The 12,436-nt window shown below is 55.8% G+C and carries 12 protein-coding genes and 3 tRNA genes; 8 read left to right on the top strand and 7 right to left on the bottom strand.

Annotation, left to right across the window (positions count from 1 at the left end; translation table 11 throughout):
- Window positions 1–43: 43 nt before the first annotated feature.
- A complete protein-coding gene (shiA, locus tag SOM40_RS15070; RefSeq protein WP_320529783.1) occupies window positions 44–1,354 on the bottom strand; it encodes a shikimate transporter in 1,311 nt (436 codons plus the stop codon).
- A 234-nt stretch (window positions 1,355–1,588) separates the two neighbouring features.
- On the opposite strand from shiA, the gene ldtA reads away from it, so the two are divergent.
- A complete protein-coding gene (ldtA, locus tag SOM40_RS15065; RefSeq protein WP_320529782.1) occupies window positions 1,589–2,545 on the top strand; it encodes a L,D-transpeptidase in 957 nt (318 codons plus the stop codon).
- 57 nt (window positions 2,546–2,602) lie between these two features.
- Here the strand turns inward: ldtA and SOM40_RS15060 are convergent.
- Window positions 2,603–2,678, bottom strand: a tRNA-Asn gene (locus SOM40_RS15060).
- A 319-nt stretch (window positions 2,679–2,997) separates the two neighbouring features.
- On the opposite strand from SOM40_RS15060, the gene nac reads away from it, so the two are divergent.
- The 4 genes from nac (at window position 2,998) to proR (ending at window position 5,816) form a co-directional block, all read left to right on the top strand.
- Window positions 2,998–3,915: a nitrogen assimilation transcriptional regulator NAC gene (gene nac / locus SOM40_RS15055; RefSeq protein ID WP_106993448.1), complete on the top strand. Its 918-nt coding sequence runs from the start codon at window positions 2,998–3,000 to the stop codon at window positions 3,913–3,915.
- A 96-nt stretch (window positions 3,916–4,011) separates the two neighbouring features.
- Entirely contained in the window at window positions 4,012–4,962 is a 951-nt protein-coding gene (gene cbl / locus SOM40_RS15050) for an HTH-type transcriptional regulator Cbl (RefSeq protein WP_320529785.1), read from the top strand.
- 194 nt (window positions 4,963–5,156) lie between these two features.
- Complete coding sequence (locus SOM40_RS15045; protein WP_262673457.1) at window positions 5,157–5,510, top strand: type II toxin-antitoxin system RelE/ParE family toxin; 354 nt, start codon at window positions 5,157–5,159, stop codon at window positions 5,508–5,510.
- 3 nt (window positions 5,511–5,513) lie between these two features.
- A complete protein-coding gene (proR, locus tag SOM40_RS15040) occupies window positions 5,514–5,816 on the top strand; it encodes a transcriptional regulator ProR (protein WP_106993446.1) in 303 nt (100 codons plus the stop codon).
- A 65-nt stretch (window positions 5,817–5,881) separates the two neighbouring features.
- Here proR and SOM40_RS15035 read toward each other — a convergent pair.
- Window positions 5,882–5,957, bottom strand: a tRNA-Asn gene (locus SOM40_RS15035).
- Between the two features lie 100 nt (window positions 5,958–6,057).
- On the bottom strand, window positions 6,058–6,855 hold the full coding sequence (gene mtfA / locus SOM40_RS15030; RefSeq protein ID WP_106993445.1) for a DgsA anti-repressor MtfA: 798 nt from the start codon (window positions 6,853–6,855) through the stop codon (window positions 6,058–6,060).
- A gap of 93 nt (window positions 6,856–6,948) precedes the next feature.
- Here mtfA and SOM40_RS15025 point away from each other — a divergent pair.
- A tRNA-Ser gene (locus SOM40_RS15025) sits at window positions 6,949–7,038 on the top strand.
- A gap of 163 nt (window positions 7,039–7,201) precedes the next feature.
- Here SOM40_RS15025 and dcuR read toward each other — a convergent pair.
- From dcuR to SOM40_RS15010, 3 genes are all read right to left on the bottom strand, one after another.
- The gene (gene dcuR, locus SOM40_RS15020) at window positions 7,202–7,927 is read right to left on the bottom strand and encodes a two-component system response regulator DcuR (RefSeq protein ID WP_320529786.1); all 726 of its coding nucleotides are present in this window, start codon (window positions 7,925–7,927) and stop codon (window positions 7,202–7,204) included.
- Complete coding sequence (locus tag SOM40_RS15015; RefSeq protein ID WP_320529787.1) at window positions 7,924–9,537, bottom strand: sensor histidine kinase; 1,614 nt, start codon at window positions 9,535–9,537, stop codon at window positions 7,924–7,926. The genes dcuR and SOM40_RS15015 overlap by 4 nt, the downstream gene beginning before the upstream one ends.
- A 133-nt stretch (window positions 9,538–9,670) precedes the next feature.
- A complete protein-coding gene (locus tag SOM40_RS15010; protein WP_106993442.1) occupies window positions 9,671–10,747 on the bottom strand; it encodes a porin in 1,077 nt (358 codons plus the stop codon).
- A 658-nt stretch (window positions 10,748–11,405) separates the two neighbouring features.
- Here SOM40_RS15010 and drpB point away from each other — a divergent pair.
- Window positions 11,406–11,678 (top strand): cell division protein DrpB, encoded by a 273-nt coding sequence (drpB, locus tag SOM40_RS15005; protein ID WP_106993441.1) that lies wholly within the window; start codon window positions 11,406–11,408, stop codon window positions 11,676–11,678.
- A 41-nt stretch (window positions 11,679–11,719) separates the two neighbouring features.
- A complete protein-coding gene (locus SOM40_RS15000; RefSeq protein ID WP_320529788.1) occupies window positions 11,720–12,415 on the top strand; it encodes a phosphohydrolase in 696 nt (231 codons plus the stop codon).
- Window positions 12,416–12,436: the final 21 nt, after the last annotated feature.

Below are 12,436 nucleotides of genomic sequence, written 5' to 3'. Positions count from 1 at the left end.
GGCGTTCACCGATAGTATGTCACCTGGATGTGAAACTAAAGTATCAGGATGAAGCCGGTTTCATCAGCAGAGCCGTGGCGGCAGAGAGCAAACATCCGGCCAGCAGATAGATGGCCACGCTGTGCCAGTCCCCGCCGGAAAAGGTCACCAGCGCAGCGGCAATAAACGGCGTAAACCCGCCGCCAACCACGCTCGCCACCTGGTAGCCCACACCCGCGCCGCTGTAGCGGTAGCTCGCGCCAAACATTTCGGTAAACATCGGCTGCTGAACGCACACCACCATGTCATGGGCGATATTCGCCAGCAGGATAGCGAACACCACAATCCAGAACACCGACTGGGCTTCAAGCGCCATAAAGAACGGGAAGGTGCTAACAGCCCCGGTTAGCGCACCGGTGATATAGACCCGACGGCGGCCAAAGCGGTCTGCCAGCCACGCAAAGCAGGGGATGGTCAGGCAGCTAATACCACCCACCAGCAGGCCAATATTGAGAAACAGCTCGCGGGGCAGGCCGAGGTTCTGGGTGGAGTAGCTCAGAGCAAAAGCCGTGACGATGTACATCGTCAGCAGTTCGCACAGGCGCAGGGCGATGATTTTCAGAAACGCCCCCGGATGGCGGATCAACGCATCCATCACCGGCAGACGGCGTTTTTCGGCGGGTTGCTGACGCTGCTGCTCGAATTCGGCGGACTCATCCATCCCTTTACGCACCCACAGGGCTGCCAGCACCAGCACAATGCTGAACAGGAACGGGATCCTCCAGCCCCAGCTCAGGAACTGCTCGTCGGTGGTAAGCGTGCTGATCAGCGAGACCAGCCCGGTAGAGAGCAGCAGGCCAACGCCATAACCCACCTGGACGCCGCTGCTGTAGAAGGCTTTTTTACGCGCCGGGGCGCTCTCTACCGACAGCAGCGCCGCGCCGCCCCATTCGCCGCCGACGGCGAAGCCCTGAACGGCGCGCAGGGTGACCAGCAGCACCGGTGCCCACCAGCCAATCGCGGTAAAGGAGGGCAGAATACCAATCAGCGCGGTGGCGATGCCCATCATCCACACCGTCAGCATCAGCATCCGCTTGCGGCCCAGCTTGTCGCCGAAGTGACCGAAGATCACCCCGCCGAGCGGGCGGAACAGAAAGCCGACACCAAAGGTGGCAAAGGCGGCGAGCGTGCCCATCGCCGGGCTTATTTGCGGAAAAAATTCGCGGTTAAAGACCAGCGCGGCGGTAATGCCGTACAGCAGAAAATCGTACCAGTCGACAACCGCACCGGCAAAACTGCCGAGGGCCGCGCGGCGCGCGCGATGAAGCGATGGTGCTGTCCCATCGGGGGACGGGGATGCGAGGGTGGTGTCCATAGTGGTCCTGTCTGACGTTATTTTCTTATAGGTATAGGGAGAAGATCACTCACATTGCGGCCGCCTGAAAATAGCGACGGGTATGAGACTACCCCGACAGCAGGCAGGTGAAAACGTTTTTATCCTGGCGTGAGCTAAACGGGTGATATTTATCGACATGATGCGTGGTTATCTGGCGATAAACGCAGCAACAAGGCTATGCTTATCTGATACGTGGAGCGACAGAGGAAGGGAATGATGCGCCGTAGTACTATTTTGGGCTGTTTTGCCGCATTACTGGTCAGTCAGAGTGCGCTGGCGGTGAGTTACCCGTTGCCGCCGGAAGGAAGTCGTCTGGTGGGGAGCCCCCAGGTGATCACCGTTCCGGCTGACAACAGGCTGCCGCTCGAGGCCTTTGCGGCGCAGTACGGGCAGGGGCTGAGCAATATGCTGGAGGCCAACCCGGGAGCCGATCCGTTTTTACCTAAATCTGGCTCGCAGCTGGTGGTGCCCCAGCAGATCATCTTACCGCCGACGGTGCGGGAGGGGATCGTAGTGAACGTGGCGGAAATGCGACTGTACTACTACCCAAAAGAGGGGAACACCGTGGAGATCTTCCCTATTGGCATTGGTGAAGCCGGACGGGAGACGCCGCGTAATTGGGTGACCGCTGTCGAGCGCAAGCAGGACGGGCCAACCTGGTCACCAACGCCAAACACCCGTCGCGCCTACGCCAAAGAGGGCAAAACCCTGCCTGCGTTTGTTCCCGCTGGTCCGGACAACCCGATGGGGCTGTATGCCCTCTATATTGGCAGGCTGTACGCCATTCACGGCACCAATTCGAACTTTGGCATCGGGCTGCGCGTCAGCCAGGGCTGTATTCGTCTGCGTAACGACGATATTAAGTACCTGTTCGATAATGTCCCGGTGGGGACGCGGGTGCAGCTGATCGATCAGCCGGTAAAAGTCACCACCGAGCCGGACGGCAGCCGCTGGGTGGAAGTCCACGAACCGCTGTCGCGTAATCGCGCGGAGTTTGAATCCACCAATAAAGTGCCGCTGCCAATGACGCCTGCGCTACGCGCGCAGCTTAACGGGGCGGATGTGGATGCCGTACGGGTGAGCGGGGCGCTGGAGCGTCGGTCGGGAATGCCGGTGAATATCGGCTTCGGGGCGCAAAGCACGCCGCTGGTGATGACCTCCAGCCAGTAAGCCAGACAGTTAAAGCAAAAAGCCCGCTTAAGTTTCCTTAAGCGGGCTTCTTAAATGTGGCTCCTCTGACTGGACTCGAACCAGTGACATACGGATTAACAGTCCGCCGTTCTACCGACTGAACTACAGAGGAATCGTGTGAACGGGGCGAATATTAGCGGCGTCGCCTGCACTTGTCAAAGGGTGATACCACCTGTGTGAATCGTTTGCTGACAAAATCAGCAAAGTGGCGGTTTCAGCAACGGATTGCACGTTTTTGGTGCGCATATACCCCGAATGGGGCAGATCATAAACCGCTGTTTCATGTTTAAAAGCGCGGGCAATGATTAGATTTCCTTATTTTCCGCCGCTTAGCGGACTTATCGGACCTCTTTTAAAAACTGGCAAGCATCTTGCAAAACCCTCAGTACATTCGCGCCGGAACCGGCAACGCATTTCGTACAGGGGGCAAAATGAACTTAAGACGACTGAAATACTTCGTAAAAATCGTCGATATCGGTAGCCTGACCCAGGCCGCTGAAGTGTTGCATATCGCACAGCCGGCACTGAGCCAGCAGGTGGCCACTCTGGAAGGTGAGCTGGATCAACAGCTGTTGATCCGCACGAAACGCGGCGTAACGCCAACCGAAGCGGGCAAGATCCTCTACACCCACGCCCGCACTATTCTGCGCCAGTGCGAACAGGCCCAGTTGGCGGTGGGCAATGTAGGACAGACGCTGAGCGGTCAGGTGTCGATCGGCCTGGCGCCGGGCACGGCGGCCTCGTCAGTCACCATGCCGCTGCTGCAGGCGGTGCGCGCGGAGCTGCCGGAGGTACTGGTCTATCTCCACGAGAACAGCGGTTCGGCGCTCAACGATAAATTGCTCGGCGGACAACTGGATATGGCGGTACTTTACGATCGCTCTCCCGTGGCGGGCATCACCAGCCAGCCGCTGCTGAAAGAAGATCTCTTCCTGGTGGGAACGCGCGACTGTCCGGGACAGAGCGTGGATTTAACCGCGGTAGCCGAGATGAATCTGTTCTTACCTCGCGACTACAGCGCCGTGCGTTTGCGCGTCGATGAGGCTTTCTCCCTGCGTCGTCTGACGGCCAAAATAATTGGCGAGATCGACTCTATCTCCACGCTGACCGCCGCCATTGCCAGCGGAATGGGCGTAACGGTACTGCCTGAATCGGCAGCCCGCTCGCTCTCCAGCGCCGCCAACGGCTGGATGGCGCGAATTTCCTCGCCGTCAATGAGCCTGCCACTGTCGCTGAACGTCTCGGCGCGCGGCGCACTCACACCGCAGGCGCAGGCGGTGAAGGAGATACTGATGTCGCTGGTGAGTCGTCCATCGCTGGAGAATCGCGAGCTGCAGCTGGTCAGCTGATATTCCATAAAGGTATAAGTTGCGGGTTTTTATTATTTGTTCTCACGACGGGCACGCTCTAACAATAGCGCTATGTCAGATCCGCCGGAGTGAACCGTGAATTTCCAGCAACTTAAAATCATCCGTGAGGCGGCCCGTCGGGATTACAACCTGACCGAGGTCGCCAACATGCTCTATACCTCCCAGTCGGGCGTCAGCCGTCATATTCGCGAGCTGGAGGAGGAGCTGGGCATTGAGATCTTCATTCGTCGCGGCAAGCGTCTGCTGGGAATGACCGAGCCCGGCAAGGCGCTGTTGACCATCGCTGAGCGCATTCTGAATGAAGCCAGCAACGTGCGCCGCCTGGCCGATCTTTTTACCAACGATGCCTCCGGCGTATTGACCATCGCCACTACCCATACTCAGGCCCGATATAGCCTGCCGCCGGTGATCAAGGCCTTCCGTGAGCTGTTCCCTGACGTGCGTCTGGAGCTGATCCAGGGCACGCCGCAGGAGATAGAAGTCCTGCTGCAAAACGGCGGGGCGGATATCGGTATCGCCAGTGAGCGCTTAAGCAACGACCCGCTGCTGGCCGCATTCCCGTGGTTCCGCTGGCATCACAGTCTACTGCTGCCGGTCGATCACCCGCTGACGCAGGTCTCTCCGTTGACCCTGGACGCTATCGCCAAATGGCCGCTGATTACCTACCGTCAGGGCATTACCGGGCGTTCGCGTATTGACGAGGCCTTTAACCGCAAAGGCCTGACCCCGGATGTGGTGCTCAGCGCTCAGGATTCTGATGTGATCCGCACCTACGTTGAACTGGGATTGGGCATTGGGCTGGTGGCGGAACAGTCCGGCGGCGAGCTCGAGCAGGGTAGCCTGGTGCGTCTCGATACCCGTCACCTGTTTGATGCCAACACCGTCTGGCTCGGGCTTAAGCGCGGCCAGCTGCAGCGCAACTATGTCTGGCGCTTTATCGAACTCTGCAACGCGGGGCTCTCGGTGGATGAGATCAAGCGTCAGGTCATGGAGTCCGAAGAAGTGGCCATTGACTATCAGATATAGCCCAACCGACCCCGCATCGCGGGGTTTTTTCTACCCCGGTTCCGACGGTGAACGCAGTTACATTGCATGATGAAGTTTCTTGCGAAGTCTCGTCCAGTTTCCCTCAGCCACACTTTCTTCCTCCCGTAAAAAAGATAATTTCTATATAGGCTTTAACCTATATAGATTTTAATCTATATTATCAGGGAGGACTTGTGTGGAAGATTGAAACGACGGACACGTTTGATCGTTGGTTAAGTTCGCTGGATGGCCGGGAACGTAGCGCTATGCTGGCGGCGTTAATCGTATTGCAGACGAAGGGCCCGCTACTGCCGCGACCCTGGGCGGACACCATCAAGCGTTCCCGCTATCACAATATGAAAGAGTTACGGGTGCAGTGTGGTGGTCAGCCCTTGCGGGCATTCTTCGCATTCGATCCGTTCCGGACAGGGATCATCCTTTGTGCGGGTAACAAAGCCGGAAACGAAAAACGCTTCTATGAGGAGATGATCCCGCTGGCGGATCGTGAATTAACGGCTTATCTGAACAATAAAGAAGGAAAGGAGTGAGGTATGGGCAGAACGCTGGAACAGCTGCTTGCTGAGGAAAAACCTGAAGTAGTAGAGGCCGCCAAAGCTATAGCGGAGGAGATGCTCCTTAACATCCATCTGGCCGAACTGCGTGAAAAAGTGAACAAAACGCAGAACGAAATGGCCCAGGCGCTGGGCTTAAAGCAGCCGACGGTGGCGGGGATGGAAAAGGCCGGGCGTGACATCAAGCTTTCCACCCTGAAACGCTATGTTGAAGCGGCTGGAGGCAAACTGCGCGTCGAGGTCGATCTGCCGGATGGCTCCCATTACGGCTTTGCGCTTTAAAATGGGTTTGATCAATAAGAATGCAAAAAGCCCGCTTAAGTTTCCTTAAGCGGGCTTCTTAAATATGGCTCCTCTGACTGGACTCGAACCAGTGACATACGGATTAACAGTCCGCCGTTCTACCGACTGAACTACAGAGGAATCGTGTGAACGAGGCGCATGTTAATGGCCCCGCCATTTTGTGTCAACACTAAATTCAACGCGCTGATTCAATTGATTAATTAAGCCTCAGAGTGCTGGTTTAGTGTACTTGTGCTGCGGGATCGCCGCTCTGGCCGTCATTTTCACGTAACCGTTGCAGCGGGTCCTGCTGGTAAAACTGGCAAAAACGCTGCCACAGTGCCGGGAAGCGGGGGGCAAAAAGCTCGGGCGCGCTGAAGAAATATTCCGATAACACTGCAAAGCACTCGGCCGGATCGGTGGCGGCGTAGGCATCAATACTGGCTGCGCTTTCGCCCACCAGATCGATCTCATCCTGAATATTGTTCATCGCGGCGTGCAGATCGTGTTCCCAGCCAGCCACTTCACGCAGCGGGATAAAGGGAACGCCGCTGGCGCGATCGCCATTGCGGGTGTCCAGCTTGTGCGCCACTTCATGGATGATAAGGTTAAAACCGGATGCGTCGAACGAGTCCTGAATGTCCAGCCAGTTGAGGATAATTGGCCCTTGCTGCCAGCTTTGGCCAGACTGCACCATCCGCTGACTGTGCACCAGCCCGATATCGTCCTCCCATTCGTCGTCCACCACAAACGGCGCCGGGTAGATCAGCACTTCATGGAAACCATCCAGCCACTCGATACCCAATTCCAGTACCGGCAGGCAAAAGAGCAGGGCGATGCGGGTACTCTTACGATCGTCGAGATCAAAACCCTGGAGCGGGACCAGACGTTTTTGCTGTAAGAATCGCATGGCAAGCTGCACCAGACGCGATTTATCCTCATCCGATAAAGTGGACAGGACGGGGATCGCCAGCGCCTCTTCCCACGGCAGCGCCGCGCTTCGGGCGGATTCATTCGATTTCCAGGGCCACTTAATCATCGCTTTGCTCGCAAACTCGTCACTTGAACAAAATTGAACGGTTATGGTCTGTTAAAATGCCAAATTACGCGGCATCATGGCAACCATCAAAACGGAGAGATGCCGGAGCGGCTGAACGGACCGGTCTCGAAAACCGGAGTAGGGGCAACTCTACCGGGGGTTCAAATCCCCCTCTCTCCGCCACTCTATCTCTTCAGTCAGTCTTTCCGCTAGCTTTCTCGTCAGACATCCTGTGCGCCGGGTACATTATCATTCCAGTTAAGGGAAGTAACAGCCCTTTACCGCTGCAAAACAATATATGTGAAGTAAATCAGGATGTTTACCCGAAGCGGTTGTATTGCGGGCGTTACTCCTGGTGGCAATATTGTCTGAGCAGGGCAACCTGCTCGGGACGCAGACGATAGCGATACACGGGCCGACCGGTGGCGCCATAGTGAATACTGGTGTGCAGAATATTGATCTGAGCCAGCCAAATCAGATACTTGCGGCAGGAAACCCGGGAGATATTAACGGCGTGCGCCAGATCGTCGGTCGAAAACTCGGTTCCCGGATGCGCATCAATCCACAGGCACAGCGTGCGCAGCGTCTGCGGGGTTAGCCCTTTTGGCAGACGTCGGCTGTCCGCCAGCCCTGGCGCGCCGCCGCGCAACAGCCGATCGACATCGGCCTGGTCATGATACTGCTGTGACGCCATCAGGGCTTTTTTCTCGCGCCAGCCGTTTAACGCCTCTTCGAAGCGCGGAAACTGAAACGGTTTGATCAGATAATCCACCACGCCGTAGTGCATGGCGGTCTGAATGGTGGCGGCATCGGACGCTGAGGTGATCATAATGACATCGGTGTTGCGCCCGGATGCCCGGATAACCGGCAGCAGGCTCAGCCCATTTTCGCGCTGCATGTAGACATCCAGCAGGATCAGGTCGACCTGCCGGGCAGGGGCGTTCAGCACCGCCCCGGCCTCCGCCAGCGTAGTTGCCACGCCGCAGCAGCAAAAGCCGTCCACCCGGTTAACGTACTGGCGGTTGAGATCGGCCACCATGGCATCATCATCGACAATCAAAACATGTATCACGCGCTTTTCCTTTCACTGTCCCAGGGAAGCTGAACAAAAAACTGGGTAAACACGCCCGGTTCAGATTCGACGGCGATCTCCCCGCCCAGGTTTTCAATATGCTGACGGGCGAGAAACAGCCCCACACCTCGGTTTTCCCCTTTGGTGGAAAACCCTTTGTTAAAAATGGCCTGCAGATGGTCGGGGGCAATGCCCGGCCCATCGTCACTGACCTCTGCGCTGAGCCAGCCCTGCTGATAGTGCAGCAGCAGGCCGATCTCCCCCTCGGGCTGCGCAGCCATCGCATCCAGCGCATTCTCGATCAGATTACCGAGTACGGTGATCAGCCCCGCCACCTGCTGTTCATTCGGGTTATCCGGCACCTGACTGGCATCGGAAAGCGTCAGGCTAAACCCCAGCTCTCTGGCGCGGTTGATTTTGCCCAGCAGAAACCCCGCCACCACAGGCGATTTTACGTTGCGCTGCAGCGTGCCGACATCCATCTGCCAGGCATTGGCGGTCATCAGGACGTACTCTTCCAGTTTGGCATAGTGCTTCATATGCAGCAGGCCGAGGATCACATGCAGCTTGTTCATAAACTCATGGGAGTGGCTGCGCAGCACATCCAGATAGCTCACCATACCGTCCAGTCGCTGTAGCAGCTGGCTGATCTCGGTCTTATCGCGGAAGGTGGTGATGGCGCCCATCAGCTGATTATCGCTTTTGACGGGCAGGGTGTTGCAGAGCAATAGCCGACCGTGGCAGTTGATCTCCTGATCCTGACGCGGCAGCCCGGTATGCAATACCTCACGTAGGTTCGCCAGTAGCGGCGTCTCGTGCAGGGCATGGCTGCTGGCGCTGGCATTCAGGATCTGCCGGGCGGCATGGTTGATCATCGTCACACGCCCCTGCTGATCCACCGCGATCACCCCCTCGCGCAAGGACTGCAGCATCGCCTGACGCTGTTCCAGCAGGGCGGAAATCTGATACGGCTCGAGGCCAAACAGCACGCGTTTCAGCATCCGCACCAGGCCCCATGCGCCGAGTGCACCCAGCAGGGCGCTGAACAGAACCAGCCAGATGGCATCCCAGCGGTTGCGGGCGATCTGCTGCTCGACTTTATTCAGGGAGATCCCCACCGCCACTACCCCAATCTGCTGATGCTGAGCGTCATAGACCGGCGTAAGCACCCGCAGCGCCTCGTCGAGTACCCCGTGGTTTACGGCAACGTTCTCTTTGTCTTCCAGCGCAGGCTGAAGATCCTCCCCAATGAAGGTTTTGCCGAGCAGGGCACCGTTGGGATGTGAATAGCGGATCCCCCGCATGTCGGTAACGACGGCAAACAGCAGGTTATTACGCTGCATCACTGCCAGGGCCACAGGCTGAATAATGTTGCTCTCCGGAGGCAAGGATAAGCCGCGGATCACCTCCGGGCTGTCGGCCAGGGTTCTGGCAACCGCGAGGGCGGTATCCCGCACGCCATCCCGCGTGGCACGGGTAATTTGCGCAAAATAGAGCACAAAAATCACCAGCAGGATCGCGCCCGTTACGCTGTAGACCATCAGCGTGACCAGGGTGTTCAGTTTCATTGGGCGCTTGTGCGTAGGAGGAAGGGGCGGCAAATCGCGCATTGAAACTCCAGGAGATGCAGAAAGCGGGCATTATGGCTGATGGCGCTAATTTGTTAAAGCTATGTAAATCTGGTGGCGGGCAAAAAGCAAAAAGCCCGCTGCGTAGCGGGCTTAACAGAGGCTTGCCAGAAAATCAGAACTGGTAAACGATACCCAGCGCGAACTGGTCGTCAGAGTGACCGCCGGCTCGGGCTGCGTCGTCTTCATCCAGCAGGTTAAATTTGTATGCGGTGTAGACGTTCATGTTCTTGTTGAAGTAGTACCAGGTACCCAGTTCAACATAGTTCACGAGGTCGGCGTTAAATCCGCCACGACCGTTGCGTTCACCCAGATCTTTGCCTGTGGAATAGACGTAGCCCAGAGAAGGACGCAGGCCGAAGTCAAACTGGTACTGCACCACGGCTTCGACGTTCTGGGTTTTGTTGGCAAATCCGACATCACCACCCGCCCAGGTCATGTTGCGGGTTTCACCGTACATCACCGCAGCGTAAAGGTTGTTGGCATCATACTTCGCTGCCAGAGACCAGACTTCAGCGGTATCGCCATAGCCGTCAGCAGACTGTTTGTTGGTGCGGTCAGACTTGCCGTAGACACCCACGAAGCCAAAGCCATCGAAGTTGTAGGCCAGCGAGGTGCTGTAACCGTCGCCATTAGCTGTTTTCACCTGGTTTTCGTGGTTTTTACCCTGATACTGCAGCGCAAAATCCAGGCCTTCAACCGCACCGAAGAAGTCCGTGTTGCGATAAGTCGCCACACCGGTAGTACGGCCTGTCATAAAGTTGTCGGTGTGAACCCAGGAGTCGCCACCCCATTCAACCAGCATATCGGTATATGCACCGGCATCGTAGGCCACGCCATAGTTACGGCCATAGTCAAATGAACCGTAGTCACCGAACTTCAGGCCAGCGAACGCCAGACGGGTGCTCTCATCCTGCTCGCCTTCCGGGGCGCTGGCGGTCATGTTGTACTCAAACTGGCCGTAACCGGTCAGGTCGTCGCTAATTTGTGTTTCGCCCTTGATACCGAAACGGGCGTAGGAGGTATCAGCGTTTTCACTGTTGCTATCGTCGGTTTTGTCCCAGATATGCTCGCCGACCATCTTTCCGTACAGATCGAATTTATTGCCGTCCTTGTTGTAGATTTCAGCCGCGTTTACTGCGCCAGCGCTTAACAAAACAGGGACGAGAACTGCCAGAACTTTTCTTTTCATTATATATTCCCTTCAAAGTATTTTCTTAATGAATATACGTAACCCTCTCCGGGTTACGGGTTTAATACTATTTCAGGGCGGGATTTTACTGTTTAAAAATAAATGTAACCAAATCATTTAGACTATTTCAAAATATTAATAATAATTTCATTATATGTGATATTTATAGTTTCTAAATTTGTATACTTATTATGTATTAATATATATATCAGTGGGTTATTGAAATGATGGTTTCATTGATTGTATTTATGCTTTTGCGATAAGGAGACGGTAAAAAAAGCCCGATAACAGTATCGGGCTAAGGATTAGGGGGGATTTGAGAGTTATTAATGGTGTAACGATAAAAAAAGCATATAACGTCGTTATCATTGCACAGTTCTTCGTTTGAGCAAATGTCTTGTCCAGGATAAAAACAGTGCAATAAATCCTTTCTGTCACTCCCGCCATGTCCGCTTAGAATATTTTTCAGTCAAATAAATACGACCGAATGATAAATGTGCTAAATATAATCTTGTGGAAGATGAACCTAACGCAAACTGGCGGCAGAAAATCTGCACCAGAGGGGTGCGTTCGATCGAAAAATGTGATTTATTTCACGGTTTGGATTGGCGATGTGAATGCGACGGCTATACTGTCGCGAAAAGGAAAGGACAATAACATGGAACAAAAACACAATCGCAGCCTGGGAGGCAAACTGGCCCTGTGGGTATTTTACGCCTTTTGCGGCTATTTCATCTGGGCGATGGCCCGCTATCTGTGGATCGTCAGTAAAGTCACCTCGGTATCGGGGCCGCTCATTGAGGACGATCTCGGCTCGACGTCGGGCAAATGGCTCAGCGCCCTGTGCGGTTTTCTGCTGTTAAGCGCGGTGGGATCGATCCTCGGGGCCATTGCCTGGTACACCCGCCCGCGTGATGTGTCAGAAGAGTAAATAATTGCTATTGTACGGTTTTTCACTCTATGGAAAGCACTATGGAACTCGTGCAATGGCAGCAACGTTTTGAAAGCTGGCTGAAGGCGCATCATGCCACCGATGATACTGCCCATGATATCTCTCATTTCCGTCGGGTCTGGAATACCTCACAACGGCTGATGAAAGATCAGGCGGTTGAAGAGTTGGTCATCCTGACGGCCTGCTACTTTCACGATATCGTCAGCCTGCCAAAAAATCATCCGCAGCGGGGCCGCTCGTCGCAGCTGGCCGCCGCGAGAACCACCGCCATCCTGCGCGAAGACTTTACCGATTTCCCTGCCCATCACTATGCCGCTATCCAGCATGCCATTGAGGCGCACAGCTTCAGCGCGGGCATTACGCCGCTTACCGATGAAGCGAAAATTGTGCAGGATGCCGACCGGCTGGAAGCCCTTGGCGCGATTGGCCTTGCACGCGTCTTTGCCGTGTCCGGCGCGCTGGGGGTACCGCTCTTCGATCCGGAAGATCCCTTTGCCGATGCGCGTGAGCTGAACGACCGGGCGTTTGCGCTGGACCATTTCCAGACCAAACTGCTGCGCCTGCCCGAGACGATGCAGACCGCCGCCGGACGACAGCTGGCACGCCAGAGTGCCGATGTGCTGATTCAGTTTATGGCCCGGCTCAGTGCCGAGCTACGCGGTGATTACGAGGGTATCGACGCCGCAGTGTTGCAGCGTTTCCGCGACAGTCTGTGATGCCTTTATGTGTTACTCTCT

Source organism: Leclercia sp. CFBP8987 (genome assembly GCF_034044995.2).
Classification (GTDB): domain Bacteria; phylum Pseudomonadota; class Gammaproteobacteria; order Enterobacterales; family Enterobacteriaceae; genus Enterobacter; species Enterobacter tamurae.
Note: the sequence above shows the minus strand (reverse complement) of the source record. Positions and strands in the feature narration are given on the sequence as shown.